At 69.3% G+C, this 26661-nt stretch carries 20 protein-coding genes; 13 read left to right on the top strand and 7 right to left on the bottom strand.

Translation table 11 applies throughout. From position 1 onward, the window contains the following. Nucleotides 1–241 precede the first annotated feature (241 nt). Genes ACFVJ5_RS16205 through ACFVJ5_RS16220 form a run of 4 tightly spaced genes read left to right on the top strand, consistent with a single transcriptional unit; the run spans nucleotide 242 to nucleotide 5557 of the window. Nucleotides 242–1819 (top strand): ABC transporter substrate-binding protein, encoded by a 1578-nt coding sequence (locus ACFVJ5_RS16205; protein WP_379220853.1) that lies wholly within the window; start codon nucleotides 242–244, stop codon nucleotides 1817–1819. After that, nucleotides 1816–2775: an ABC transporter permease gene (locus ACFVJ5_RS16210; protein WP_379220855.1), complete on the top strand. Its 960-nt coding sequence runs from the start codon at nucleotides 1816–1818 to the stop codon at nucleotides 2773–2775. The genes ACFVJ5_RS16205 and ACFVJ5_RS16210 overlap by 4 nt, the downstream gene beginning before the upstream one ends. After that, a complete protein-coding gene (locus tag ACFVJ5_RS16215; RefSeq protein ID WP_379220857.1) occupies nucleotides 2772–3632 on the top strand; it encodes an ABC transporter permease in 861 nt (286 codons plus the stop codon). Before ACFVJ5_RS16210 ends, ACFVJ5_RS16215 begins: the two co-directional genes overlap by 4 nt. Then, complete coding sequence (locus tag ACFVJ5_RS16220) at nucleotides 3629–5557, top strand: dipeptide ABC transporter ATP-binding protein (protein ID WP_379220859.1); 1929 nt, start codon at nucleotides 3629–3631, stop codon at nucleotides 5555–5557. The genes ACFVJ5_RS16215 and ACFVJ5_RS16220 overlap by 4 nt, the downstream gene beginning before the upstream one ends. A gap of 50 nt (nucleotides 5558–5607) precedes the next feature. Here ACFVJ5_RS16220 and ACFVJ5_RS16225 read toward each other — a convergent pair whose 3' ends face one another. The 4 genes from ACFVJ5_RS16225 to ACFVJ5_RS16240 all read right to left on the bottom strand — a co-directional run bounded on the left by ACFVJ5_RS16225 (nucleotide 5608) and on the right by ACFVJ5_RS16240 (nucleotide 9029). Then, entirely contained in the window at nucleotides 5608–5763 is a 156-nt protein-coding gene (locus ACFVJ5_RS16225; RefSeq protein ID WP_156677410.1) for a hypothetical protein, read from the bottom strand. 289 nt (nucleotides 5764–6052) lie between these two features. Further along, on the bottom strand, nucleotides 6053–7792 hold the full coding sequence (locus tag ACFVJ5_RS16230) for an NTP transferase domain-containing protein (RefSeq protein ID WP_379220861.1): 1740 nt from the start codon (nucleotides 7790–7792) through the stop codon (nucleotides 6053–6055). Between the two features lie 153 nt (nucleotides 7793–7945). Continuing rightward, nucleotides 7946–8236 (bottom strand): MGMT family protein, encoded by a 291-nt coding sequence (locus ACFVJ5_RS16235; RefSeq protein WP_379220863.1) that lies wholly within the window; start codon nucleotides 8234–8236, stop codon nucleotides 7946–7948. Between the two features lie 4 nt (nucleotides 8237–8240). Further along, nucleotides 8241–9029 (bottom strand): alpha/beta fold hydrolase, encoded by a 789-nt coding sequence (locus ACFVJ5_RS16240; RefSeq protein WP_379220865.1) that lies wholly within the window; start codon nucleotides 9027–9029, stop codon nucleotides 8241–8243. Nucleotides 9030–9117: 88 nt separating this feature from the next. Here ACFVJ5_RS16240 and ACFVJ5_RS16245 point away from each other — a divergent pair, with 88 nt between their 5' ends. The 4 genes from ACFVJ5_RS16245 (at nucleotide 9118) to nudC (ending at nucleotide 18615) form a co-directional block, all read left to right on the top strand. Further along, a complete protein-coding gene (locus ACFVJ5_RS16245) occupies nucleotides 9118–12903 on the top strand; it encodes an ATP-dependent helicase (protein WP_379221873.1) in 3786 nt (1261 codons plus the stop codon). Further along, a complete protein-coding gene (locus tag ACFVJ5_RS16250) occupies nucleotides 12900–16469 on the top strand; it encodes an ATP-dependent helicase (protein WP_379220867.1) in 3570 nt (1189 codons plus the stop codon). The genes ACFVJ5_RS16245 and ACFVJ5_RS16250 overlap by 4 nt, the downstream gene beginning before the upstream one ends. 149 nt (nucleotides 16470–16618) lie before the next feature. Next, nucleotides 16619–17674, top strand: coding sequence for a potassium channel family protein (locus ACFVJ5_RS16255; protein ID WP_379220869.1), 1056 nt, complete (start codon nucleotides 16619–16621; stop codon nucleotides 17672–17674). 47 nt (nucleotides 17675–17721) lie between these two features. Then, nucleotides 17722–18615 carry an NAD(+) diphosphatase gene (gene nudC, locus ACFVJ5_RS16260; RefSeq protein ID WP_379221875.1) on the top strand — a complete coding sequence of 298 codons (894 nt, stop codon included), beginning with the start codon at nucleotides 17722–17724 and terminating at the stop codon, nucleotides 18613–18615. Nucleotides 18616–18624: 9 nt separating this feature from the next. On the opposite strand, the gene ACFVJ5_RS16265 is transcribed toward nudC, so the two are convergent. Beyond that, the gene (locus ACFVJ5_RS16265) at nucleotides 18625–18858 is read right to left on the bottom strand and encodes a mycoredoxin (protein ID WP_143876199.1); all 234 of its coding nucleotides are present in this window, start codon (nucleotides 18856–18858) and stop codon (nucleotides 18625–18627) included. A gap of 119 nt (nucleotides 18859–18977) precedes the next feature. Here ACFVJ5_RS16265 and ACFVJ5_RS16270 point away from each other — a divergent pair, with 119 nt between their 5' ends. From ACFVJ5_RS16270 to ACFVJ5_RS16280, 3 genes are all read left to right on the top strand, one after another. Next, a complete protein-coding gene (locus tag ACFVJ5_RS16270; RefSeq protein WP_379221877.1) occupies nucleotides 18978–21134 on the top strand; it encodes an ATP-dependent DNA helicase UvrD2 in 2157 nt (718 codons plus the stop codon). 110 nt (nucleotides 21135–21244) lie between these two features. After that, the gene (locus ACFVJ5_RS16275; protein WP_379220871.1) at nucleotides 21245–21577 is read left to right on the top strand and encodes a hypothetical protein; all 333 of its coding nucleotides are present in this window, start codon (nucleotides 21245–21247) and stop codon (nucleotides 21575–21577) included. 138 nt (nucleotides 21578–21715) lie between these two features. Further along, nucleotides 21716–22039 (top strand): WhiB family transcriptional regulator, encoded by a 324-nt coding sequence (locus tag ACFVJ5_RS16280; RefSeq protein WP_379220872.1) that lies wholly within the window; start codon nucleotides 21716–21718, stop codon nucleotides 22037–22039. A gap of 34 nt (nucleotides 22040–22073) precedes the next feature. Here ACFVJ5_RS16280 and ACFVJ5_RS16285 read toward each other — a convergent pair whose 3' ends face one another. Beyond that, nucleotides 22074–22688 (bottom strand): helix-turn-helix domain-containing protein, encoded by a 615-nt coding sequence (locus tag ACFVJ5_RS16285; protein WP_378651889.1) that lies wholly within the window; start codon nucleotides 22686–22688, stop codon nucleotides 22074–22076. Nucleotides 22689–22883: 195 nt separating this feature from the next. Here ACFVJ5_RS16285 and ACFVJ5_RS16290 point away from each other — a divergent pair, with 195 nt between their 5' ends. Continuing rightward, entirely contained in the window at nucleotides 22884–23987 is a 1104-nt protein-coding gene (locus ACFVJ5_RS16290) for an aryl-sulfate sulfotransferase (RefSeq protein WP_379220874.1), read from the top strand. Continuing rightward, complete coding sequence (locus tag ACFVJ5_RS16295; protein ID WP_379220876.1) at nucleotides 23975–25288, top strand: uracil-xanthine permease family protein; 1314 nt, start codon at nucleotides 23975–23977, stop codon at nucleotides 25286–25288. Before ACFVJ5_RS16290 ends, ACFVJ5_RS16295 begins: the two co-directional genes overlap by 13 nt. A gap of 22 nt (nucleotides 25289–25310) precedes the next feature. Here the strand turns inward: ACFVJ5_RS16295 and ACFVJ5_RS16300 are convergent, their stop codons facing one another. Beyond that, nucleotides 25311–26660, bottom strand: a complete 1350-nt coding sequence (locus ACFVJ5_RS16300; RefSeq protein WP_379221879.1) for an ABC1 kinase family protein — start codon at nucleotides 26658–26660, stop codon at nucleotides 25311–25313. Nucleotide 26661 lies beyond the last annotated feature (1 nt).

Below are 26661 nucleotides of genomic sequence, written 5' to 3' on the forward strand. Positions count from 1 at the left end.
TCCGCTGGTCACCAGGGTTATGTGCAGTGTGCGTGGAATCGGTGACCGGTCCGCCGCAACTTGTTAGCGTCACTGCCGTGCCCACGAATCAGCCACCCTGCTGCTGTTCGTGTCGCGTCCTGCGCGGCTGACGAACGCCCACGACGTTCGCGGCCGATCCGATGTGTTCCCTTTCCCGCGGTGCGCTGTGCACCCTCCTCGGCCCGCCACGCGGGTCGATGCGTCTTCGAGGATCTTCACGATGAGTTCAACGCCCAGTGGCTTCGGCCGCCGCAACTTCCTGCGCACCAGCGGCATCGCCGCCGCGGCCATCTTCGGCGGTGCCGCACTGGCGGCCTGCACCTCGGCGGTCTCGGAACAGAAGGCGGGCGGGGACGACGCGACACCGGTGCGCGGCGGCACCCTGAAGGTCGGCATCCGCGAGGACCTGGTGCCGGCGAACCTGCTCACCAACACCGCCGCGACCCCGGTCGTGATCGGCCTGGTCTACGAGTCGCTGATCCGCTACCCGAACGACAAGCTGGAACCGCAACCATTACTGGCCGAGTCGTGGCAGCTCGCCGCCGACGGCCGATCGCTGAGCCTGGACCTGCGCGACGACGTGAAGTTCCATTCCGGGCGTCCCTTCACCGCCAAGGACGTGGAGTTCTCGCTGCGCACCTACGCCGACGCCAAATGGTCGGCGCAGCTGCGTAGTTCGGCCGCTGCCGTCACCGGGTTCGACATCGTCTCGCCGACGCGGATCGTGTTGCAGCTCGCCCATCCGCTGAGCAATATCTACGACCTGCTCGACACCGTGCCGATCCTGGACAGTGAAACCGCGGACAAGCTCGGCACCGGCGACACCTACATCGGTACCGGCCCGTTCAAATATGTCGAGCGGGTGCCGAACTCGCAGTTGATCTTCGAGAAGAACCCGGACTACTGGATCCCCGAGCGTCCCTACCTCGACCGGGTCGAGGTGTCGATCATCCCCGACCCGAACGCACTGCTCAACGCGTTGAAGTCCGGTCAGATCGCCGCGGCGCGCGAGCTCGGTTACCGCGATGCCGAAAACCTCGGCAAGAGCGGCGGATACACGGTGCACGACCTCGAGGGCGCCGAGCTGCAAGCCTATGTCGGCGTCAATGTGACCGAACCCGCGCTGGCCGATATCCGGGTGCGCCAGGCCATCGCCTTCTCGCTCGACCGCGAACGCATCATCAACGAGGTGTTCCGCGGCGCGGGATATCCGCTGAACGTGCCGTGGCCCAAGAACTCGCCCGCCTTCGACGAATCCCGCAACACCAAGTACAACCGCGACGTCGGCAAGGCCAAGCAGCTCCTCGACCAGTCGGCCAGGCCGCCGAAGCTGCCGCTGACCTTCGCCCCCGGTTACGGCGAGGTCGCCCAGATCGTGCAGGCCAACCTCGCCGACGTGGGTATCGAGGTCGAACTCGACCCGGTCGACGCCGCCACCTTCGTCAAGCAGCTCACCGGCCAGCAGTTCCGTGGCCTGTGGGTCACCGACCATTCGTGGGCGCAGTTCGTCCCGTCGACTCTCACGGTGAGCGCCTACCCGTTCAACGCCCGCCGCAATGCCTCGCGCTACGAATCGCCCACCTACACCGCGGCCGCCGACACCGCATGGCAGCTGGCCCAGGGCACCGGGCCCGAAGCGGTGCGCGCGTACCAGGCCGTCACCGACCAGCTGCTCGAAGGACTGTTCCTGATCGAGATCGGCGTGCGTTTCCAGCAGTACTCCACCGTCAACAAGGTGCACGGTTTCGCCTGGACCAAGCGGCGTGAACCCGTCCTCACCGACACCTTCCTGTCATGACGCGCTACCTGCTGCACCGACTCCCCTCGGCGCTGCTGGTGCTGTTCGGCGCCTCGGTGCTGATCTTCCTGTTGCTGCGGCTGGTTCCGGGTGACCCCGCCACCATCCTGGCGGGCAACGACGCGACACCGCAGACCATCGCGGTGATCCGCCACCAGCTCGGCCTCGACCGATCGATCCCGGTGCAGTACCTGCAGTGGCTCGGCGACGTGTTCACCCTCGACCTCGGTCGCTCCTACATCATCGGCGGCGAGATCACCGACCTGGTCGGCCGCGGGCTCACCAACACGCTGGTGCTCACGGTGACCGCACTGCTGTTGGCCGTGCTGGTGAGTCTGGTCGTGTCGGTGGCGTCGGTGCTGTGGCCGAGCCGCTGGCTGAATACTGTGGTCGCCGCCGCTAATACGATCGCGGTCGCGCTGCCGACATTCGTGGTGGGACCCCTGCTGGTGCTGGTATTCGCCGTCGCGATTCCGGTGCTGCCCGCGGGCGGGGTGCCGCCGGACGGATTCATCGCGCGGCCCGATATCGCCGTGCAGTACCTGCTGCTGCCCGCGATCTGCCTCGCGTTGCCGGTGTCGGCGGCGCTCACCCGGTTCCTCACCGAAGCGCTGCGCACCGAACTCGCGAAACAGTATGTGCTGACCGCGCGTTCACTCGGCATCGGATATCGCGAGATCGTCACCCGTGGCGCACTGCGCAACGCGCTGCCGACCATGCTCACCGTGCTCGGCATCCAGACCGGGCAGTTGCTCGGCGGTGCGGTGCTCGTGGAGGCGGCGTTCGTGTGGCCGGGGATCGGCCAGCTCATCGAGCAGGGGATCAGTCGTCGCGACTATCCGCTCGTGCAGGTGCTGTTGCTGTTGTCGGTGGCGGTGTTCGTGGTGATCCAGCTGATCACCGATGTCGCGCACGCGTGGCTGGACCCGCGGATTCGCATCGGAGGACGCTCGTGACTGTCGCGAAAACCGCTGTCGCTGTGGGCGAATCACCACGGCACGAGGGTCCCTTGCGCGCCCTGCTTCGTGGGCAGGGACTGGCCGGGGTGCTGCTGGTCGCTGTCGTGGCACTGGCCGGGGTGTTCGCCGGGCTGCTCAGCTCCTACGATCCGCTCACCCAGATCCCCGGCGCCAACCTGCTCGGCCCCAGCGCGCAGCACTGGCTCGGCACCGACCACCTCAACCGTGACGTGGCCGCCAGGGTGCTGGCCGGTATCCGGATCGACCTGCTGATCGCGCTGCTCGCCGTGCCTGTCGGCGCCCTGATCGGTGCGCTGGTCGGGCTGGCCGCCACCGTCCACCCGATCGCGGACGTGACCGTCCAGCGGGTGTTCGATCTGATCCTGGCCTTCCCCACCCTGATCTTGGGGATCACGCTCGCCGCGATCACCGGCCCCGGCTGGCACGCGGTGGTCATCGTGATCATCGCCGCCGAGATCCCGATCTTCGGCAGGCAGATCCGCACGGCGGTGCTGGCCGTGCGCGAACAGCCGTTCGTGGAGGCCTCGGAGGTGATCGGTGCCGATACCTGGTGGACCTTGCGAAAGCATGTGCTGCCCAATGTGATCGAGCCGCTCGGCGTGCAGTTCGCGCTGTCGCTGTCGGTGGCGGTGTTCATCGAAGGCGCGATGAGTTTCATCGGGATCGGCGTGCTGCCGCCGCAGCCGTCGCTGGGTTCACTGATCGCCGGCTCGATCGCCAACCTCGACGCCAATCCGTGGATCGCGATCGGACCGCTGGTCGTGGTGGCCGCGTTGACCCTGGGATTCCTGTTGATCGCCCAAGCATTGGGCCGGGCAAGGAGATTGGCATGAGCACACTAACCGACCAGCTCGACCCCGTGCTCGACATCGACGAGTTGACGGTGAGTTTCGGCGACCGGACAGTCGTCGACCGGGTGAGCTTGCGGGTTCGCCGGGGTGAAGTCGTCGCCCTCGTCGGTGAGTCCGGCTCGGGCAAGTCGCTCACCGCGCGATCGGTGCTCGGGCTGCTGCCGGAGACCGCGCGGGCAGCCGGGTCGATCCGGATCGCGGGCACACAGGTCGTCGGCGCCGCCGAATCGGCGTTGCGGGACCTGCGTGGAACCAAGGCCGCCATGGTCTTTCAGGAACCGCAGACCGCGCTGAACCCGGTGCAGAAGATCGGCACCCAGATCGCGCAGGCGCTGCGTGCGCACGGCGTGACCGACAAAGCCGCCGCGCGCACCCGCGCGATCGAACTGCTGACGGCCGTGGAGATTCCGGAGCCGGACAAGCGCCTCGACTGGTACCCGCATCAGCTCTCCGGCGGGCAGAAACAGCGTGTGGTCATCGCACTCGCGCTGTCCGGCGAGCCCGCACTGCTCATCGCCGACGAACCGACCACCGCACTCGACGTCACCGTGCAGGCCGAGATCCTCGCACTGTTGCGCACCCTGCAACGTCAGCGCGGGACGGCGATCCTGTTCATCACCCACAACCTCGGGGTGGTCGCCGAGATCGCCGACCGGGTCGTGGTGATGCGCGAGGGGCGGGTGGTCGAGGAGCAGACGGTGTTCGGGTTGTTCGCCGAGCCGGGCGAGGACTACACCCGGACGTTGCTGGCGGCGGTGCCGCGGTTGCCCGCGGTGTCCTCGCGGGGTGCAGATCCAGAACCTGCCGCCGACACTGGGGCGAATAGCGTTGCCCCGGATGATGCCGAGGCCGCGGTTCTCGCCGGTGAGTCGGGTCGTGCCACGGTGCAGGACGACGACAGTGAAGCCGATGTGGTCGGCGCGTCCGATCACGAGGACGAGTCGGCGGCCTCGGTGGCCGATGTGCCGGCGGAACCGTCGGAAGGCGGTGTTCGAAGGATTCTGCGCCGGGTGGTCGTGCGTGGGCCCGCGGTTGTCGCCGAAAAAGGCGGCGGGCGAGGCGAATCCGAATACCGCGACGTGCTGCGGATCGACGACCTGTCGGTGGTGTATCCGGGACGCCACGGCGGCGCCTCTTTCCCGGCACTGCAGGACATTTCGCTCACCCTCGGTCCCCGGGAAGTGCTCGGGCTGGTCGGTGAATCCGGGTCGGGCAAGAGCACACTGGGGCGCACCGCGCTCGGACTCGTGCCCGCCACCACGGGACGCGTCGAGCTGCAAGGTGTTGCGCTGGCGGGATTGTCGCGACGCGAGCTGCGTGGACTGCGTAAGCATGTCGCGCTGGTGCATCAGGATGTGAGCGCCTCACTCGATCCGCGACGTACCGTCGCCGACTCGATCGGCGAACCGTTGCAGGTGCATCGGGCCGCGTCGGGCACGCTGTTGCAGGCCAAGATCGAGAACCTGCTCGAATCGGTGCGACTGCCAAGGGATTACGCGCACCGCAGGCCGGGGGAGTTGTCCGGCGGGCAGCGTCAGCGGGTGGCGCTGGCTCGCGCGCTGGCCTTGGCGCCGCGCCTGCTGGTGGCCGATGAGCCGACCAGTGCGCTCGATGTGTCGGTGCAGGCGCAGGTGCTCGACCTCTTCGCCGACCTGCGGGCCGAGTACGGCTTCGCCAGCTTGTTCATCAGTCACGATCTGGCCGTGGTGCACCAGGTCGCCGACCGGGTTGTGGTGCTGCGGCAGGGCCGGATCGTCGAAACCGGCGAGGCGCGCGCGGTATTCGCCGCACCGGCTCAGGAGTACACCCGCCGCCTGGTCGATGCGGTGCCCGTTCCCGATCCGTCGACGGCTCGGCGTGGGCGGGACGGATCCGGGGCAGGCGCGCTTGTGAGCATCGGGGCATGACGTGGACGAGCCGCCGATAGCGATACCGGCGGCTCGTCGACACACGTATTTCAGTGATGGCCGGGGCGGCGCTGTTCACGCCGATCGTCCTGGCCTGCTCGCGTCATCCCTTGCGAGTCCTGCCCCTGCTCCTGCCGCTGCTCCTGCTGCTGGCGCGGCATCTGCTTGGGCATTTTCTTCGGTGCTTTTTTAGACTTGTCAGCCATCTCCACACGGTCCTTTCCGAGGGATAAGTGATTAAGCCTTCAACGCACTGTCCGACGCAATCCACCTCGCGTGCGGGGCGTCCCACGCCTGACCCGTCCAACAATAAGCACCATTACGGCACGAGGATAGACCTGCGGCAAAAATAGGTTTCTGACCTGTGCGAATGCGGCGTGTCAAGCACGCTCCGGCGTGCTCCGGCCAATTAATCCGGACTTCGCCGTTCTGTGACAATGCGAGAATTGCGGCGAGTGCGCGAGATTCGATCTCGACCATTGTCCGGAGTCCCGGTCAGGAGGGGAGGGGGATGAATTCGACGGTTGAACCGTCGGTGGCATTCGGGGGGACGATGACCAGGCCGTCGCGGTCGATCAGGCCGGCGAGGTGGGCGGTGCGGACGGTGGGGTCGCCGAGCCAGCCGCCGTCGGGGGCGTAGCGGGCGGGGGTGATGCGTTGGACCGGGGCGGTGATGTCGGCGGCGTTGTGGAGTGGGCCGAGGATTCTTCGGGGGAGGGGGGAGCCGATGCGGGCGGCGACGATCGCGGGAGTGAGGGCGAGGAGGACGGCGATGGCGGCGAAGGGGTTGCCGGGCAGGCCCAGGACGGTCGGGCCCGTGCGGAGTTCGGCGACGACGGTGGAACCGCCTGGGCGCAGGGACAATCGAGGAACCAGGACGCGGGCCTCGGCTCGGGCGATGGCGGTACGGAGTTGATCGGCCGCGCCGCCGCCGGTGGCGCCGACCACGACCAGCAGGTCGAAATCAGAGGTGCCGCTGAGCATGTCGTCGAAGCCATGGGCGGTGTCGCGCAGATGCACTCGGTCGGTGACGCGAACGCCGCAGCCCGCGAGCAGATCTGGCAGCACGGGCCCGATCGAGTCGCGGGTCTGGCCGGTCTGGAGCGGGCCGGTGCTGCGAATTTCGTCGCCGGTCATGACAATTCGCGCACGCACCGGTCCGCGAACCGTGCCGGTGGTGACCTCCACCGAGGCCGCTGCCGAGCGCAAGGCGGCGGTGACCCGAGTGCCCGCCGGTGCGACGAGATCGCCGATCTTCCTGTCCTCACCGCTCTTTCGGACATCGCCGCGGAGCGGGCTGTCGGGGAGGCGAGCCAGCTCGTCGCCGGTGACGGCGGCGAATTCGTCGCGCACCACCGACGTGGTGCCGTCCGGAACGTGGGCGCCGGTGGCGATGCGCACCGCCTCACCGGGGAGCAGGCCGGCCGGCCGCGCACCACCCGCGAATCCGACGTCGCGGCGCAACTGCCACGGGCCGTCGCCGCACACGGCATAACCGTCCATGGCCGAGACATCGAACCGGGGGAGTGGGCCCGCGGCGGTGATCGCCGTAGCCAGCGCGGCACCGGAGACTTCACCCAAGGCGGCCTCATAGGCGACCAGGGGCGTCAGGCCGGAACCGATGCGCTCGCGCGCTTCGGTGAGATCGAGGCGGGCCGACGCGCGGTCGGCGGCCAAGGATTCACGGGCCCGGCGGACCTCTTCCTCGGTATCGCAGTCGGCGATGTCCGCCAGCTCGACCAGGACGGTCTCGGCGGGCACGATGGCCTTCATCGGCTGGTTCACCAGCGAATCCAGTCCGGCCAGCGCCGCCACCAGCGCACTGCGCCGCCAGACACCGACGAGGTACTGCGGGCGACCGGAAGCGTCGATCGCGAAAACGGCATCAGCGGTGGACTCGGTTGCGCTGCGTAGTAATGCGTGGACGGTCACGTCGGTCAGAAAGGGCATGTCGGCCGCGAGCACGACGACCAAGGGCGCGGTGGTGCCGAGTGCGGTGAGACCGGTACCGATCGCCGCCACCGGGCCGGAACCCGGTGGTACCTCACGAACCTGACCGACTCGGGCATCGAGTTCGGGACGATGCGGACCGACCACGACGACCTCGGCGCAGTCGCGCACCGCAGCCAGCGCGGCGTCGAGCATCGACCGCCCGCCGATCATGATCGCCGGTTTGTCGACACCGCCCATCCGACTGGCTCGCCCACCGGCGAGCACGATCGCATCGGCGGTCATCGACTGACTCGGAATCGGGTGATCGGCACAAAAGTCATGCTAGTAGGCAGTCCTGCACAGCAGGCGCGACCCCGATGCTCGAGCCCCCGCAGCCGAGCGTGCCGCTCCTGTCCGCCGGGAAGTCCGCGGGCGAATGCGGAGAAGCGATCGGGCTCAGAGTCGCGCCGTCCGTAGAACGACCCGGCCGTCGACGATCGGGACGCCCTCCTCACCGAGGAGCCGGAGCTGACGAGCGGCCAGGTGGGCGGCGGGACGACCGGACGCCCCGATGACACGGTGCCAGGGGAGGTCGGCTGAATCGGTGCGCATGATCCAGCCGACCGTGCGGGCCGAGGAGAGCCCGGCCGCGTCGGCGATATCGCCGTAGGTGCAGACGCGGCCGGGCGGAATCGCGGCGACGAGTTCGCGGACCTTCTCCACCTGTTCCTCCGTCGTGACGGCCATCGGCCTACAGCACCGCGGCGATCAGCGCGGCCGTGTCGGCGGGGCGGGCCTGGGCGACCATGTGGTCGCAGTCCCAGACCTCGGCGGTGAACGTGTCGAGGTGGGCGGTGAGGGCCTCGAGGAACTCCGCGGTGACATACGGCGGCTGCACCTTGGCGGCGCGGACCAGCACCGTCGGCAGGTCGGCGGGCGGCAGCACGAACGGTCGCGCCAGCTGACCCCAGTACGAGGTGATCGCCGGCTGGAAGATGCGCCAGCCGACCCGACCGCCCTCGGTCGGCACGAGATGCTCGGCCAACTCCCGTTCCAGTACCTCGGGATCGACCTCGTCGGGGCCCCACGCACTGACCTGCTTGTCGGAGCGGGCTTCGGCGAGATCGGTGTAATCGGGGGAAGCCAGATTGGCGAGGGCGACCTGCTCGATCAGCTTCGCGTCGATGCCGATGGCGGGATCGAGCAGGACGAGCGCACGCACGAGGTCGGGGTGCTGCCGGGCCAGATGGATGCCCGTGGCGCCGCCGAAGGAGTGGCCGACCACGACGACCGGGCCGTCGGTCTCGGCGCGCAGCAGCTGCGCGAGATCGGCGACGATCGTTTCGAGATCCCAGGGCGGCAGCGAGGTGGAACGGCCGTGTCCGCGCAGGTCGGGGGCGATGATCCTGGCCTGGGGCAGATGCTCGGTGGCGAGGGTTTCCCACCGGTTGCCATGGCCGGTGAGACCGTGCAGGGCGAGGACGACGGGACCGTCGGCGGGGCCGAATCGGTGCACATGAAGCGACGACACGACTGCCATTCTGGCCGGTCGCGCACGCTCTCGCAGCGTGTCCCCCCGGTAGGGGTGCGCCGGTGTGTCGGACTGGTCTGTTGCAATAGCCGATGTGGTGCGATCGGATAGCTCGGTGCGACTCGTGCGCCGGACAACGCGGGCACCCCGGCCGCGGGCCTGGGGTGCGTCCGTTCGCGCGCTGTTCGCCGAGCAGGCCCAGCCCGCGCCACCGCGTCCGGGGTGGCGACCGTGGCAGGTGATGGGCGGGCCGGGGACGGGCAAGACCGCCCTGCTGGTGGACCTGGTGACCGCGCGGATCGTCGACGGCGCCGACCCGGCGTCGGTGCTGGTCCTCACGCACACCAAGCACGCGGCCGCGGCGCTGCGGGATGCGATCACCCACCAGCTGGGGCCTGCCGCGGGTGGCATTCCGGGCGCGAGCCGGGAACCGATGGTGCGCACGCTGCACTCTTACGCGTTCTCGGTGCTGCGTCGGCACGCGGACCTGCACGGCAATCCGCCACCGCGGCTGCTCACCGGCGCCGAACAGGACGCGGTGCTGCGGGAGATGCTGCGCGGAGATCTCGCCGACATCGAAGCCGGGGCGGGTGGCTTGTGGCCACCGCGATTACAGCCGGCACTGGCGCTGGGCGGGTTCGCCGAGCAACTGCGTGACCTGATGCTGCGCGCGACCGAGCGGGGGCTCGGCCCGGAAGACCTGATGGCACTCGGTCGCGAGCACGACAACGACGCGTGGGTGGCGGCCGGGCGCTTCTTCCAGCGCTATGAGCAGGCGTCGATGCTGCGCTGGTCGGTCGGCGTCGCCGCGCCGGAGGCCACCGCGCCCGCTCTCGATGCCGCGGAACTGGTCGGCGCGGCGCTGGATGCGCTCGCCGGAGACCGGAATCTGCTTGCCGCCGAACGGGATCGGATCCGCTACCTACTCGTCGACGACGCACAGCACCTCGACCCGCAGGCCGCGACGCTCGTGCGCGCCATCGGCAGCGGCAGCGCGAGCACCGTCGTCACCGGCGACCCGGACCAGGCGGTCTTCACCTTCCGCGGTGCGGATTCGCACTTCCTCACCGACATCGACACCGTCGCGCAGCGGCGAATCATCCTGCGTCACAACCATCGCAGTGGAGCGCCGATTCGCCTGGCGAATGCCCGCATCGCGGCGCGGTTGCCGGGGAGTGCGCGGCACCGGGTACTCCCGGGACAGGAGAACGAACCACCCGAGCCCATGGCCCAGCCCGTCGTCGGCCAGGATCCGGGACTCGAAGGTGCTGGTGATCTGTTCGCGCACGCCGGCCCGAGCGCGGAACCAGATCTTCGGCCGGTGCCGCAAGACCTGCCGCCCGATGACGAACCGCCGCCCGATGACGAGTGGACGCCCCCGGCGGATCTGCCTCCCGCCGACGAGTCGAGTGTGCGAGTGCGGGTGTTGTCGACTCCGGCCAAGGAGGCGGCGCTGATCGCCGACCATCTGCGCCGCGCGCACCTCACCGACGGCGTGCCGTGGTCGGCGATGGCGGTGATCGTGCGGTCGGTGCCGTTGTCGCTGGCGCCGTTGCGACGGGCCTTGCTGGCGGCCGGGGTGCCGGTGCGCAGGCCCGCGGTCGCCGAGCCGTTGGCCCGGCGGCGCGGGGCGGCATGGATGGTGCTGGCGCTGCGGGTGCTGCTGGCGGGGGATTCGTCGCGGCCGGGTTCGCGCCGGGCGATCGATGCGATGTTCTCCTCGGACGACGCGATGGAGCTGCTGTCCGGGCCGCTCGGCGGGGCCGACCAGATCGCGCTGCGCCGGTTGCGTCGCGGTGTGCGGCGCAGCGTGCTCGACCTGGAACGCACGGGTGCGCTCGCCGAACCCTTCGACGATGGCGCCGACCAGTTCCTGCTCTGGGACGAAGCCGCACCCGCGCCGGAAATCGTTGAACCCGAACCGGATCCGGTCGACGACGACTGGTTGCCGCCCCCGGAACCGGACGATCCGCTGCGCCCGGAACCCGAACCGGACTGGGATATCGCCGAACGGCTGCCCGACGATATCGACCTCCTCGATGCCGAAAACCCGCCTGCCGCGCACACTGTCGTGGAAATCGTGCGCCCGGAGCCGCCCGCGGTGCCGTTGATCGATCAGTCCTCGGCCGAGGTGTTGCGCGACCTGATCGTCGGTGTCGGCGAGCAACGTCTGCTCGACGGGCTCACCGAGGTCGAGGCGGCGCCGCTGCGTCGCGTGTTGCGCGCGGTGGCGAAGGCGAAGGAGACCCAGGCCAGGGGGCAGGGGCTCGAAGACGTGCTGTGGACGTTGTGGACGAATTCGCGGCTGGAGCGTCGCTGGTTCCGGCAGTCGCGACGCGGCGGGGCGTCGGGCATGCAGGCCGATCGCGACCTCGACGCGGCCGTCGAATTGTTCGATGCCGCAGCCGCTTACGTCGACCGGTTGCCCAAGGCGAGCATCGACGGTTTCGTCGAATACCTGCTGCACCAGCAACTCGCGCAACAGGGCAGGCCGCTGACCGCCGAGGGCGAGGCGGTGACGCTGCTCAGCGCGCACGCCGCGGCGGGCCGGGAATGGGACGTGGTGGCGGTCGCGGCCGTGCAGGAGGGCATCTGGCCCAACCCGCGCTCGCGGGGCACGCTGCTGCACACCGAGGATCTCGTCGACCTGGTCGGCGGGGTCGATCCGGGCGCGACCGTGAGCCGCGCCGCGCCGATCCTGGCCGAGGAACGCAGGCTGCTGCTCGTGGCGTGCAGCCGCGCGCGGCGATCGTTGCTGGTGACCGCCGTCGAATCCGCTGCGGGAGATCAGGATCTGGTGCCCTCGCGGTTTCTCACCGAACTCGTCGGCGACGACGACAGCGGCGAACCCGGCGCGCTGCCGGTCGCCGACCCCGGGCGGGCGCTGGTGATGCACGCGCTGGTCGCCGAACTGCGCGGGGTGGTGTGTGATCCCGGGGCCGACCCCGAACGTCGTGACCGGGCCGCACGGCAGCTGGCGCGCCTGGCCGACGCGGGCGTGCCCGGTACCGACCCCGGTGACTGGTACGGCACCGCCGAACTCAGCTCGCAGCGCGAACTCTGGGACGACGACGATTCCCCGATCGGGTTGTCGCCGTCGACGGTCGAACTGCTGCGCACCTGTCCGCTGCGGTGGGCCCTGGAACGGCACGGCGGCACCGACGGTGACAACCCGCACGCCGTGAAGGGCAACCTCGTGCACACGCTCGTGCAGGCGCTGGCGGGCGATGTCCCCGAGGCACAGGTACGAGCGGCGCTGGATCAGGCGTGGAAAACGGTCGACCCGGCCGACGGCTGGCATTCGCGCCAGGAACTGCGCCGCACCGAGACGATGCTGGAGACCTTCCTCGCCTGGGTGCGCACCACGCGCGGCGAACTCACCCAGGCCGGGGTGGAGGTGCCGGTGGACTGTGTGCTGCCCGCGCGCACGGAAGGCGCACGGGCCGTGCGCATTCGGGGGCGAATCGATCGGCTCGAACGAGATGCGCAGGGGCGCTTCGTCATCGTCGATGTGAAGACGGGCAAGACGCCGGTCAGCGAGAAGGCGGTGGCCGATCACGCGCAGCTGGCGACCTACCAGGTGGCAGCCGCGCACGGGGCGCTGGACGAGGACGAGTCCGGCGAACCCGCCCCCGTGGTCGACCCCGGCGGCGCGCGGTTGGTCTATGTCGCCAAGCCGAACCGCAAGACCGGCGCGGCCGAACGGACACAGAGCGCGCTCGACGGCGACGGTCTCGATCAGTGGCGCACCACCATTCACGACGCGGCCGACGCGACGCGCGGGCCCGGCTATCTGGCGGTGCGCAACGACGGGTGCCGGCACTGCCCGGTCGCGGGCAGTTGCCCGGTGCAGGACACCGGACGGCAGGTGACCGACGAGTGAGCGGCGTGCGCGTCACCCCGCAGCGGTTGGCCGACGCGCTCGGCCTGCCGCCCCCGACCGATGAGCAGTCGGCGGTCATCGCCGCGCCACCGGAGCCGACACTGGTCGTCGCGGGCGCGGGCGCGGGCAAGACCGAGACGATGGCCGCGCGCGTGGTGTGGATGGTGGCCAACCAGCTGGTCGCCCCGGACGAAGTACTCGGGCTGACCTTCACCCGAAAAGCCGCCCAGCAGTTGACCTCCCGGATCCGGACCCGGCTCGCCCGGTTGGCGGGTGCGCCGCTGCTGCGCGAGATCGATCCCAGCGGCGCGTTACGCACGATCGTCGCCGGTGCCGAACCCGAGATCAGCACCTACCACTCGTACGCGGGCAGGCTGCTCACCGCGCACGGACTGTTGTTGCCGGTGGAACCCTCGGCGGCGCTGCTCACCCAGACCCAGCTGTGGCAGCTCGCGCACGAGGTGGTGCGGTCCTGGGACGGCGATCTCGACACCGATCGCACGCCGGTCTCGGTGACCGAGGCGGTGCTCGCCCTGTCCGGGCAGCTCGCCGAACACCTGGTGGAACCTGAGCAATTGGCCGAGGCGCACGCGGAGCTGGAGAAACTCGTCTACACGCTGCCCGCGGGCCCCCGGCAACGCGGCGGACCGAGCCAGGCGCTGGTCGGCGTGGTAACCGCGCAACGTGAGCGCGTCGCGCTGCTCCCGCTGGTTCGCCAGCTCGCCGAAGCCCTGAACCGCCGTGGCGCACTGGATTTCGGCTCCCAGATGTCGCTGGCCGCGCAATTGGCCGTCGACCATCCCGAAGTCGCCGCCGCCGAACGCGCGCGGTTCAAACTGGTCCTGCTCGACGAATACCAGGACACCGGGCACGCGCAGCGAGTGCTGTTGTCGGCGCTGTTCGGCAATGCCGAAGCGGTACAACGGGATCGGCAGCGACAGCCGGTGCGGATCCGGGGTGAGGCATCCCCGGTTCGAACGCGCGAAGCCGACACGCTGTTCGGTATGGATGAGCAGGAAGATGCCCTCGCGGGCATCCGGTCGCCGGCCGCGGCGTCGGGGGTATCCGCTCCGCCGTCGCGAGCGCTCGCGGTGACGGCGGTGGGTGATCCCATGCAATCCATCTACGGGTGGCGGGGCGCGTCGGCGGCCAACCTGCCGAGGTTCGCCACCGATTTCCCCGCTGCGCCAGGGGTTCCCGCGCCGGTGCTGCCGCTGCTGACCAGTTGGCGGAACCCGCCCGAAGCGCTGGCGCTGGCGAACCTGGTGGCGGATCCGCTGCGGGCGGTGGCGCGGGCAGCCGGTGGGGCGACCGTGGACGCGTTGCGGGCCAAGCCGCAATCGCATGCGGGGGTCGTCGAGTTCGCGCTGACCGAAACCATCGCGCAGGAACGGGACTGGATCGCCGAGCGGATCGCGCGCGAGTGGGCGACGGCGCGGGAGAACGAGGGTCCGCCGCCTACCTCGGCGGTGCTCATCCGGCGCAACGCCGATGCGGCGCCGCTGGCAGAGGCACTGCGCGAGCAGGGGTTGCCGGTGGAGATCGTCGGGCTCGGTGGGTTGCTGGCGACGCCGGAGGTCGCCGATATCGTCGCCACCCTGCGGTTGATCGCCGAGCCGGGGACCGGGAGCGCGGCGGTGCGGATTCTCACCGGGGCCCGGTGGCGGATCGGGGTGGCGGATCTGGCCGCACTGGCGCGGCGGGCGCAGATGCTGTCCATCAGCAGCGGGTCGGGTGCCACCGACGCCATCACCGATGCGACCGGACTCGCGACGGCGTTGCGCGAGGTCGCACCCGAGCCGACCGAGAAGGCCGGTCTCGCCGACGCGATCGCCGATCCCGGTGCGGCGGATCAGTATTCGGAGGCCGGGTTCGCGCGGATCGCGGCCCTGAGCGAGGAGCTGGCCGCCCTGCGGGAACGCAGTGGGCAGCCGCTGGTGGAACTCGTCGCCGATGTCGAACGCACCATCGGCGTCGGGGTCGAGACCCAGGCCAGGCGGGCGATCGCCGGTGGCGGCGCCGGACGCGAGCACCTCGACGCCTTCGCCGAGGTGGTCGCCGGGTACGCGGCTGATTCCCGGGCATCGCTGAGCGGCCTGCTCGCCTTCTTCACCGCGGCGGAATCGGTCGAAAACGGTTTGGAGCCGGGCGAAGTCGAGGTCGCGCGCGACCGGGTCCAGGTGCTCACCGTGCACGCCGCCAAGGGCCTGGAATGGGAAGTCGTCGCGGTGCCGCACGTGAGCGCCACGGTGTTCCCGTCGACCACCGCGCTGAGCACCTGGCTCGGCGCACTCACCGAACTTCCCACCACGCTGCGCGGTGATCGTGCCCAGCCGGACGCGTCCGAAGGCGTGCCCGTCCTCGACCTGAGCGCCGTGGGCGACCGCTCCGAACTCGAACACGCGATCGCCGATCACAAGGACGCGCTCAAGAGCCGCCGACTCGACGAGGAACGGCGCCTGTTCTACGTAGCGCTCACCAGAACCGAACGGGTGCTGCTGGTTTCGGCCTACTACTGGCCCGAGACGGGGACCTCGCAGAAGGGCCCGTCGGACTTCCTGCTCGAGCTCAAGGAGGCGAACGAGAACCTGGACAGCGAGGCCTACGACGTCGCCACCATCGCCCGCTGGGACGACAAGCCACCGCCGGACGCGGTGAACCCCTTCGCCGACAACCCGCCGACCGCCCCATGGCCACGCGACCCACTGGGCAACCGTCGCGATCCCATCGAACAGGGCGCCGCGCTCGTCCGCGACGCGCTCGACGAATTGCGCAGCGGCACAGCGGTTGCCGACAGCACCGTCGATGATCAGGCCGAGAGCGACGACCCCGAGGGCTGGGTCAACGATGTCGACGCGCTCCTCGCCGAATTCACCACCGCCGAACTCGCCGAACAACAGGTGGAACTCCCGGGCCAGCTCCCCGCCACCGCCCTCGTCGAACTCCGCGCCGACCCGACCCGCCTGGCCGCCCGCCTGCGCCGCCCGCTCCCGTACCCCCCGAACCCGATGGCTCGGCGCGGCACCGCTTTTCACGCCTGGGTGCAATCCTGGTTCGGCACCGAACAGCTGCTCGGCCTCGACGAACTGCCCGGCGCCGCCGACAGCACCACCGAAATGGGACGTGCCGACCAGGAACTCGCCGCCATGCAGTCCGCCTTCCGCCGCTCACCGTGGGCGCACCGCAACCCGGTCGACGTGGAAGTGCCCTTCGAAACCAGCATCGCGGGCACGGTGATTCGCGGCCGCATGGACGCCGTCTTCGCCGAACCAGGTGGCCGCTGGATCGTGGTCGACTGGAAGACCGGCGCCGAACCCGGCCCCGCCGACGAGCCCGCCGTCGCCATGCAGCTGGCCGTCTACCGCCTCGCCTGGGCCCGCCTGATGGCCGCCCGCAGCGGCGAGACCGAGGACCGGATGCTCGAACGTGTCGGTGCCGCATTCCATTACATCCGCTCCGGCCGCACCATCGCCCCCGCGCAACTGGCCGGGCCCGCTGAACTGGAGCGCCTCATCCGCGACGCGGCACCGGAAAACGCCGACACCGATCCACACGAGACCCACTGAGCCGATAGTGTTGCGGTCGCCGCCGGGTTTTGGGCCGCCTTGATCTGGCTGACCAGAGGGTGCGACGAAGGAGTACCCGGCGGGAGGGAAGATCAAGGTTCCCAGGCCGAAGACCAGCGGCGCCAGCCGCCAGAATTACAGGAGCAGGAATGTTCGGTGACACGCGCAACCCGGTCGGGTTGAGCAGCAGTCCCGACTACGCCCTGGTCGGTCTGCTGCGGATCCCGGCGGCGCAGTCCAGCCCGTGGGTTTCGCTCACCCGTCGCGTGTTGTTCGCGATCGCACTGCTGTTCACCGCCGCGACAGTGGTCTACGTCGGCCGTCACGGCTACCGCGACAACACCGGCGACGAGCTGTCGTTCCTGGACGCGATGTACTACGCCACGGTGTCGCTGTCGACCACCGGCTACGGCGATATCGCCCCGGTGACCCCGTCGGCGCGGTTGGTGAACATCATCGTCATCACCCCACTGCGCGTCCTGTTCCTCATCGTGTTGGTCGGTACCACTCTCGGCGTGCTGACCGAACGGTCGCGGCAGGCATTCAAGATTCAGCGATGGAGGCACACCGTGCGTAATCACACCGTCGTCGTCGGCTACGGCACCAAGGGCCGGACCGCGATCGATGCGATGGTCGGTGACGGGATCCAGGTGTCCGACATCGTGGTGGTCGACACCGATCCCGTCGCGCTCGAGGCCGCTGCCGCCGCGGGTCTGGTGACCGTGCACGGTTCGGCGACCAAGTCCGATGTGCTGCGACTGACCGGCGTGCAGCGTGCCGCCGCGGTCGTCGTCGCCACCAATCGCGACGACACCGCCGTGCTGGTGACGCTCACCGCCCGCGAACTGAACAAGACGGCCAAGATCTCGGTGGCCATCCGCGAAGCGGAGAACACCCACCTGGTCCGCCAGTCCGGCGCCGACTCGGTGGTGGTGTCCTCGGAGACCGCGGGCCGGCTGCTCGGTATCGCCACCACCACGCCGACGGTCGTGGAGATGATGGAGGACCTGCTCACGCCCGAGCAGGGCTTCGCCGTCGCCGAACGCGAGGTGGAGGCGAGCGAAGTGGGCGGATCGCCGCGCCATCTCAGCGACATCGTGCTGGGTGTGGTGCGCAACGGCGCGCTGATCCGGGTCGGCGAACCCGAGGTCGACGCCCTCGACACCGGCGACAAACTGCTCTACATCCGCCGCGCCGGAAAGTAGACGGCCGCCCGGGCGCAGCCGCACCTGGGCCTTCGCTCTATGCTCGGATCGTGTCGTTCCGGCTGAAAAACGTTCCGCTGCTGTCACGTTCCACCATCGACCGGGCCGAGCACGCCCGGCTCGATCCCGGTGCCCTGCGCGAAGGGTGGGGGAAAGCGAAGATTCTGCGTATCGATGCGCGGGGGAAAGTGCGGGTGGAGGACGGCAAGATCGTCCTCGACGCGGCCGTCTCGGTGGCCGACGAGCCCGGTGAGGGCGCGGTGTTCCTCGGTGCCGTCGACGGCAGCCACCTGTGGGCGGTGCGAGCGAACGATCTGGACGGCACCCTGAAGGATTTGCGGACCCTCGGCGCTGTCGACGACTTCACCGCGGAGCTGCTGTCCACCGCGTACGCGTTGCTCAACTGGCACGATCGGGCCGGGTATCACGGCGGTGACGGCACGGCGACCACATCGGCGCGCGGCGGGTGGTCGCGACTGACCGCGGCGGGTGAGGAAGAGTTCCCACGGATCGACCCCGCGGTGATCTGCCTGGTCCACGACGGTGCCGACCGGGTGCTGCTCGCCCGTCAGCAGAGCTGGCCGGAGACGATGTTCTCGCTGCTGGCCGGCTTCGTCGAAGCCGGCGAATCGCTGGAGCACTGCGTGGAACGCGAGATCCGCGAGGAGGTCGGTGTCGACCTGCGCGATATCCACTACCTCGGCAGCCAGCCGTGGCCGTTCCCGCGCTCGCTGATGGTCGGCTTCGCCGCGGTCGGCGACCCCGCCCAGGAACTGGTGTTCTCCGATGGCGAGATCGCCGAGGCGCATTGGTTCACCCGCGACGAGGTCCGCGCGGCACTGCGGGTCGGCGACTGGTCGGCGCGCGAACCCGGCGCCCGGCTGCTCGTCCCCGGATCCATCTCGATCGCGCGCTCGATCATCGAGTCCTGGGCGGACTGACGCGGCGAATCAGGCCTGCTGGGCGGCCAGTGCCTGCTTGACCGCGGCCAACGACGGGTTGGTCGCGGTGGAGCCGTCGCGGTACTTGATCGTCGGCACGACGTGGTTGCCGTTGTTGACGCTGCCGACGAACTCGGCCGAAGCGGGATCGTCCTCGATATCGATCACCGAGTAGGTGATGCCCGCCTCGTCGAGCTGGGTCCGCAGGCGCCGGCAGTAGCCGCACCACGTGGTCGAGTACATCGTCAGGTCTGGGGTTGCTTCAGTCACGCGATGTGCAACGTCGCGAGGTGGCGCTGTGTTCCTTGCCCCGCGTCCACGGGATCGGCGGGCGTCGCGGCACGATGTCGGTGGGCGCTGTCATGATGGTGCGCGTGCCAGCACTCGATCTCACCGCCCTCGACCCGGAACAGGCCGCCGCGGTGCGGGCACCGAGGGGGCCGGTCTGTGTTCTCGCCGGTGCGGGGACCGGTAAGACCAGGACGATCACGCATCGGATCGCGCACCTGATCGCGGGCGGGCATGTGAAGGCCGACCAGGTGCTGGCGGTGACCTTCACGGCACGCGCGGCGGGGGAGATGCGCAATCGGCTGCGCACGATGGGACTCGGTGGCGACGCCGGGCAGGTGCAGGCGCGCACCTTCCATGCCGCGGCGCTGCGGCAGTTGCGGTATTTCTGGCCGCAGGTGGTGGGGGATGTGCCGTGGCGGTTGATCGACAGCAAGTTCCCCATCGTCTCGCAGGCCGCGCAGCGGGCGGGACTGCGCGCCTCCACCGAAATGGTGCGCGACCTGCTCAGCGAGATCGAATGGGCGAAGGCCTCGCTGATCGCCCCGGAGGACTATCCGGCCGCTGCTGCCAGACATCATCGTGACGCGCCGGTCGACGTGGCCAAGGTCGCCGAGGTGTACCAGGGCTACGAATCCGCGAAAGCCTCCGCCGACGGCCTGCTGCTCGACTTCGACGACCTGCTCCTGCACACCGCGGCCGCACTCGAGGACTACCCGGCCGTCGCCGACGAGTTCCGCGGTCGCTACCGCAGTTTCGTCGTCGACGAATACCAGGACGTGACGCCGCTACAGCAGCGCGTGCTCGACGCGTGGCTGGGCGAGCGCGACGACCTCACCGTGGTCGGCGACGCGAACCAGACCATCTACTCGTTCACCGGGGCCACCCCGTCCTACCTGCTCGACTTCTCCCGGCGCTTCCCCGACGCCACCGTGGTGCGGCTCGAACGTGACTACCGGTCGACACCCCAGGTGGTGTCGCTGGCCAACCAGGTCATCGGTGCCGCGCGCGGACGTATCGCCGGTACCCGCCTGGCCCTGATCGGTCAGCGGCCCGACGGCCCCGAACCGGAATTCGCCGAGTACGCCGACGCGCAGGCCGAGGCGGTCGCCGTCGCCGGGCGGATCGAGAAGCTGATCGCCGCCGGAACGCCCGCGTCCGAGATCGCGGTGCTCTACCGGACCAACGCACTGTCGGAACCGTTCGAACAGGTGCTCGGCGCGCGGGAGATTCCGTTCCAGGTGCGCGGTGGCGAGGGATTCTTCCAGCGTCAGGAAGTGCGGCAGGCGGTGTCGGCGCTGCGTCAGGTCGACGCGCGCGACGACCTGCCCGACGAGGCGCGCAGCGGGGCGTCGCTGATCACGCTGGTGCGGGCCGCGCTGGCGCCGGTCGGGCTCACCGCGGAGGAACCGGCCGGTGCGCAGGCGAAGGAGCGCTGGTCCGCGCTGCTGGCGCTGGTGCAGCTCACCGAGGAACTGGTCAGCCACGACGACGACATGGATCTCACAGCGCTGCTGCGCGAGCTCGCGACCCGCGCCGAGGCCAAGCATCCACCGATCGTCGACGGTGTCACCCTGGCCTCGCTGCACGCGGCGAAGGGCCTGGAATGGGACGCGGTGTTCCTGGCCGGGCTCACCGACGGCACGCTGCCGATCTTCCATGTGCTCGGTCGCAAGAACGCGCCCGTCGACGAAGCCGGGCTGGAGGAGGAGCGCCGGCTGCTCTACGTCGGCGTCACGCGGGCGCGCGAACATCTGAGCCTTTCGTGGACCCAGCGGCGGCTGCAAGCGGGCGGTGACTATCGGCCGGTGACCCGGTCGCGGTTCCTCAACGGGTTGATTCCGGACAGTTCGGCGGCCTCGCGGATCGCCGTGGAAGTCCCGGTCAAGGCCGACACCCCACGTCCGCTGTGCCGGGTGTGCCTCAAGCCGTTGATCGGCACCTATGCCACCATGCTCGGCCGCTGCAGGCGCTGCCCGGGCGAGGTCGACCCCCAGCTGCTCGAGGCGCTGAAGGAATGGCGAGCCGAGAAGGCCGAAGCGCTGCAGCGGCGCGACTTCGTGGTGTTCACCGACACCACCCTCACCGCGATCGCCGAACAGCTGCCCGCCGACGACGCCGCGCTGGCGGCCATCGCGGGTATCGGCGCGAAGAAGATCGAACAGTACGGTGCCGACGTGCTCGCCATCGTTGCGTCACGTTTGCGGGCAACGGCACAAAACCCCAGGTAGAAAATAAGTTGTTCGGTTCTCGATCATTGCCTATGGTGGAGAACACGCACCGAGAGTGATCCCGGTGCGCGGTAATTGTTCACACACGAGTTCAGGAGGGAGGCAGACACATGAACACGAACACGAACACCACGTTCGATGCGATGAGTAATCGCGTCCTGGTGAACGGATTTGTCATGTCCGCCTCCCGGGGGGTCCTCGCTCTGCAGGGGACCGGCCTGTCCGGCGTCGATGCCAAAGCTGTGCCGATGACTGTCGTCCATCAGCACACTCCGATTCGTCTCCAGGACAAGCCCAACGTGGGTTGGCAGCCGACCGCCGTTGCGGCACCGGCAGCAATCGCCGATGAAGCCGGTTACGCACCGGAGTTCATCGGCGCAATCCGCCTCCGCGTCCACCCAGCGACCGTGATCAGGTCTCGACAGAGATGTCGAACTAGGTAGGGAACACCTCCCAGACCTCCTGGCCACGGATCGCGAGAAGCGAAATCCGTGGCCATCTTTCTTTCGGCTCCTCAGCCGTTGGCACCGGGTTCGCACACCGAACATTCGACCGCTGCAAACGAGCTGAAGGAGAACGACGTGTTCACCGCCCAGGACTGGCCGACGGCCACTGCTGACGTGACATGCCGAACCGTGGCGCAGACCCCTCGCGTCCGTGAGGTCACCAGGACTCTGCCCTGTAGGGGCGGAAACCCCGATCTGTGGTTCGCCGAGAGCCCCACCGATCTCGAGCAGGCCAAGGAACTGTGCGCGGCCTGCCCGATCCGCAAGGGCTGCCTGACCGCGGCCATCGATCGTGCCGAGCCGTGGGGCGTGTGGGGCGGTGAGATCTTCGACCAGGGTGTCGTGATCGCCCGTAAGCGCCCCCGCGGTCGCCCGCGCAAGGTCGCGATCGTGGCATGAACCCGGGAAAAGGGTTGTACCGCAAGCGAACCGCTCACCTCGTCATGGTGAGCGGTTCGTTTTGCTCTGTGCGGGATGCGCGTTTGACGGTGCGACCGTCGGCGACGGCGAGGACCAACGTGGTGGTGTCCGGGGAGTGCGCCCACCACCGGTGCTTCTCACCCGCGCGGCAGTAATAGGTGTCACCGGTGCCGAGATCGTGTTCGGTGCCGTCGGCGACCAGTGTGATCCGGCCGCGGATCACGTGGATGATCTCGTCGGATCGGTGGACGAAATCGCGGTCACCGCGATCGGTACCGCCGGTGAATTCCAGGGCGCGCAGGTCGCGGTCACCGTGGACGAGGGACCGGACAGTGCCCGCGCCGGGCTCGGTTTGGGGCAGGGCGGTGTCGTCGGCGGCGCGGACCACGGCCGCGGGCGCGGTGTCGTCGGCCGCGGCCAGCAGAGCTGTCGCGGTGGTCGAGAGCGCGTCGGCGATCAGCTGTAGCGAGCGCAGGCTGGTGTTGGTCCGGCCGTTCTCGAGTTGGCTCAGAAATGACTGGGACAGGCCGGTTTCGCCGGCAAGGCGGGCCAGTGTGTATTCGGCGGCGAGTCGCCGATCGCGGATCACGGTGCCGAGCTGCCGATTCCGGATGTGCTCACTGGCCACTGATCGCCTCCGTGTCCTCGGTCCTGGCTGTGTCTGTGACTGTAGTGAATCTTCAGTGCCCGCGACCGGTGCTGGTCCGCTGTTTCGGCGGCCGACCAGGGGGTGAGCGGGTTTCGCGCACCGTGATCGGAACGGTTCCTGTTCCCGTGATTCTACTGAATATTCAGTGGCATCGAATATTCAGGAAGAGGCGGCATGGAACAGAACACCCTCAAGCGCCGGGGCATCGGGCTGATCGGCAGCAATGCCGAGCTGGCTTCGCCCGGCTTCACGCTCTACGCGCCGCTGGCGGGCAACGGTCGAGTCGACCTGGTCGACCTCGACGGCGAGATCGTCCACCAATGGCACCTGCCCTACCGCCCGGGCAGGCACGCCCGCATCCTCGCCGACGGCACGCTCGCCTACAACGGTGCGACCTTGGCCCGCGCGTCGCTGTTCGCCATGTGGCGCAAGTACTCCGGCGGTTCGATGGCCCGCTACGACCACACCGGTACTCAGCTGTCCGAGTTCCGCGACGATCTGGCCCACCACGACGCCCACCACTACGACGACGGGCGCGTGCTCTACGCCGCCGTGCAGCCGCTCACCGGCGCCGACGCGGCACGGATCCAGGGCGGCGTGCCCGGCACCGAAGCCGACGGGATCGTCTGGTCCGATGTGATCCGCGAGGTCGGCCCGGACGGCGCGCCGATCTGGGAGTGGCGTGCGGTCGAGCATCTCGATCCCGCGGAATTCGCGTTGCAGCCGCACTATTGGCGTGAGCACTGGCCGCTGATCAACAGCGTGCACCCGCTCGACGAGCACACGGTGGTGGCCAGTCTGCGCAGCGTCTCCGCGGTGATCCTGATCGATCGGCGCACCGGCGTGGTCACCGAGCTCGCCGACCGCGACACCGTCGCTCAACAGCATCACGCCACCCCGCTCGGCGACGGCAAGATCCTGGTGTTCGACAACGGTACCTTCCGCACCGGAGAGTCGGTCACCTACAGCCGCGTCGTCGAAATAGACGCTGCCACCGGCGAAGTCGGGTGGACCTATCAGGACTCCCCGCGTGAGGCGTTCTTCACTCCCTTCATGGGTGGTGCGCAGCGGCTGCCCAACGGCAACACGCTGATCACCGAGGCCGCGTTCGGACGGATCTTCGAGGTGACCCCGCAACGCCAGATCTGCTGGGAGTACGTGGTGCCCTCGTTCACCGAATACCCCGATCCCGATACCGCCCAGGTGTTTCCGGGTATCTCCAACGCGATCTTCCGTGCCTACCGATACCGCGCCGAGGAACTCCCATGGCTGCGGTGACCGAACCGGTGGTGGCGCCGGTCGACGAGATTCCGCCCGCGGGCCGGGCTTTCGCCGGTGCGCTACAGCACCTGGTGGTGATGATCGCGATGCCGCTCACCTCGGTGCTGCTGATCAGCCGCAGCCTGCACCTGGACGACGCGGCGGCCCGCGCCCTGCTCTGTGGCGCCCTGCTTTTCAGCGGTATCGGCACCATCCTGCAGTCCGGCGGCCGGTACGGCCTCGGGGCCGGACTGCCGTTCGTCATGTTGCCCGGTGGCGCGGCGGTGGTGCTGTTCATCCAGACCGCGCAGACCTACGACCCCGCCACCGCCACCGGCGCGGTACTGATCACCGCGGTCGCCGGCATCGCGCTGGTACCGATCGCGCGCAAGCTGGTGCGCTTCCTGCCGATGGTCGTGATCGCCGCCATGATCCTGGTGATCGGGGTGAACCTGGTGAAGGTCGGCGCGAATCTGATCACCTCCGCCGACGACCCGACACCGGTCAGGTCGGTGATCATCGCCGGGGTGACCATCGCGGCGACAGTGCTGGCACATCGCTTCCTGCCTTCCGGTTGGCGACGCGTGTCGGTGCTGATCGGAATGGGGGTCGGGACCGCGGTGGCGGCCGCGCTCGGCCGGTTCACGCTCGCCCCGGGTGACGCGCTGGTGCAACTGCCGGAGCCGTTCCTGTTCGGCGCACCGCATTTCGACCTGCTGGCGGCCGTGCCGCTGCTGGTGTTCAGCATCGGCTCGATGGCCGAGGCCACCGGACAGACGGTGCTCAACGCGCAGGTGGTCGGCAAGCAGATCGATACGGCGCCCACGGTCGGGCGCACGATCCGCGGTGACGCTGTCACCTCCCTGTTCTCCGGGCTGTTCGGTGGACCGACCATGGTGACCAGTGGTGAGAACATCGGGCTGATCCGGCTCACCGGTGTTCGCAGTCGTTACGTCACGGCGTTGACCGGCCTGATGTTGATCCTGGCCGCGTTCGTGGCCCCGGTCGGCCGGATCGTGAATTCCCTGCCCGGCCCCGTCGTCGGCGCGACGGCGGCCATCGTGTTCGCCACGATCATCGCGTCCGCGATCGGCCTGTTCCGCGAAGTCGACCTGAACGACGACGCGGCCCTGCTCACCACCACCGCGGCCCTCACCGCGGGCCTGCTGCCGATCCTGGTTCCCGCCCTCTACCGCGGCTTCCCCGCCGATCTGAAGCTGCTGCTCGGCAGCGGCGTCACCATGGCCGCCGTGGTCGGCATCGTGGTGCACCTGCTGTGCACGGTGGGCCGACGCTCGTCCGGGGCATCCGCCGACTGAGACGCCCCGGGCGAGGGGTGCCCTACGAAGCCTGTTCGGCGCGGAAGCCCGGCACCCAGGTGCGGACCAGGTTCATGAAGCCGAGTTCCGCGTCGAGCTGGGCCAGGATGCCGACCGAGCCACCGAGCACCCGGAAGACGGTGAGGTACTCGGCCGGAAGTTGCAGGGCACGAGCGGTTTTCATCTCCGGGCTGGAGAACTCGGAGGCCTTGCCCGCCACCCGCTGCATCCACGAGCGGGTGAAGTGGAAGGTGTCGGTGCGAATCGGGTCGCTGAACGGGCGCAGGTACGCCTCGATCTCCTCGTGGGTCACCACCCGGCCCGGAATGACCCAGCCGTGCTCGTAGAGCAATTCGGTGAGGGCCGCGTGCTCGTCGGCGACAGCGAGGGCCAGCATGCGGCCCAGGACCTCCGGGAAGCCGTCCGGCATCGGCGCACAGGCGCCGAAATCGAGCACGGCCAGGGTGCCATCGGCCCGCACCAGGAAATTGCCGGGGTGCGGGTCGCCGTGCAGCAGGCCGACCAGTTCGGGCGAGCTGAAGTGGAAGGTCCCCATCAGCTCGGCGATCCGGTTGCGCTGCGCCAAGGTGCCCTCGGGGTCCTCCGCGCCCGCCTTGATCAGCGCCGACACCGGGGTGCCGTCGAGCCACTCGGTGACGATCACCTTCGGGGCGCCCGCCACCACCTTCGGGATCGCGATGGTGGGGTGTCCCTCGAACGCGGCGGCGAAGCGGCGCTGGTTGGCGGCCTCGATGCGGTAGTCGAGTTCTTCCTCGGTGCGTTCGGTGATCTCGGCGAGCAGCGGCTTCACATCGGCGCCGGGGATCACCGACGAGAGCAGTCCGGTCATCCGGGACAGCGTCTTCAGGTCGGCGCGCAGCGCGTCATCGGCGCCGGGATACTGCACCTTCACCGCCACCGCGCGACCGTCGGACCAGACCGCGCGATGCACCTGGCCGATGCTGGCCGAGGCGGCCGGGGTGTCGTCGAAGGACGTGAAGCGTTCCCGCCACTTGGTGCCCAGCTGCTGGTCGAGCACGCGGTGCACCGTCTCGGCGGGCATCGGCGGTGCGGCGGCCTGGAGCTTGGTCAGCGCCTCGCGATAGTGCTCGCCGAATTCCTCCGGGACCGCGGCCTCCATCACGCTCAGCGCCTGCCCGAACTTCATCGCGCCGCCCTTGAGCTCGCCGAGCACGGTGAACAGCTGCTCGGCTGCTTTCTGGTTCAGGTTCGCGTTGATCTGCTTCTTGTCACCGCCGACGAGCTTCTTGCCGAACCCGACAGCGGCTCGTCCGGCGATGCCGAGCGGAATCTTGGCCAACTTGGCATTGCGGCTGGAACTGCGGCGCACGATCTCGGACACGGTACCCATC

Origin of the sequence: Nocardia sp. NPDC127606 (assembly GCF_042671725.1) — a bacterium.
Lineage (GTDB): Bacteria > Actinomycetota > Actinomycetes > Mycobacteriales > Mycobacteriaceae > Nocardia.

Excerpts from the sequence above, each read along its gene's own strand:
- ACFVJ5_RS16205 (WP_379220853.1), top strand. The coding sequence starts at position 242 with ATGAGTTCAACGCCCAGTGGCTTCGGCCGCCGCAACTTCCTGCGCACC.
- ACFVJ5_RS16210 (WP_379220855.1), top strand. The coding sequence starts at position 1,816 with ATGACGCGCTACCTGCTGCACCGACTCCCCTCGGCGCTGCTGGTGCTG.
- ACFVJ5_RS16220 (WP_379220859.1), top strand. The coding sequence starts at position 3,629 with ATGAGCACACTAACCGACCAGCTCGACCCCGTGCTCGACATCGACGAG.
- ACFVJ5_RS16225 (WP_156677410.1), bottom strand. The coding sequence starts at position 5,763 with ATGGCTGACAAGTCTAAAAAAGCACCGAAGAAAATGCCCAAGCAGATG.
- ACFVJ5_RS16230 (WP_379220861.1), bottom strand. The coding sequence starts at position 7,792 with ATGACCGCCGATGCGATCGTGCTCGCCGGTGGGCGAGCCAGTCGGATG.
- ACFVJ5_RS16235 (WP_379220863.1), bottom strand. The coding sequence starts at position 8,236 with ATGGCCGTCACGACGGAGGAACAGGTGGAGAAGGTCCGCGAACTCGTC.
- ACFVJ5_RS16240 (WP_379220865.1), bottom strand. The coding sequence starts at position 9,029 with ATGGCAGTCGTGTCGTCGCTTCATGTGCACCGATTCGGCCCCGCCGAC.
- ACFVJ5_RS16255 (WP_379220869.1), top strand. The coding sequence starts at position 16,619 with ATGTTCGGTGACACGCGCAACCCGGTCGGGTTGAGCAGCAGTCCCGAC.
- ACFVJ5_RS16265 (WP_143876199.1), bottom strand. The coding sequence starts at position 18,858 with ATGTACTCGACCACGTGGTGCGGCTACTGCCGGCGCCTGCGGACCCAG.
- ACFVJ5_RS16270 (WP_379221877.1), top strand. The coding sequence starts at position 18,978 with ATGATGGTGCGCGTGCCAGCACTCGATCTCACCGCCCTCGACCCGGAA.
- ACFVJ5_RS16275 (WP_379220871.1), top strand. The coding sequence starts at position 21,245 with ATGAACACGAACACGAACACCACGTTCGATGCGATGAGTAATCGCGTC.
- ACFVJ5_RS16290 (WP_379220874.1), top strand. The coding sequence starts at position 22,884 with ATGGAACAGAACACCCTCAAGCGCCGGGGCATCGGGCTGATCGGCAGC.
- ACFVJ5_RS16295 (WP_379220876.1), top strand. The coding sequence starts at position 23,975 with ATGGCTGCGGTGACCGAACCGGTGGTGGCGCCGGTCGACGAGATTCCG.
- ACFVJ5_RS16300 (WP_379221879.1), bottom strand. The coding sequence starts at position 26,660 with ATGGGTACCGTGTCCGAGATCGTGCGCCGCAGTTCCAGCCGCAATGCC.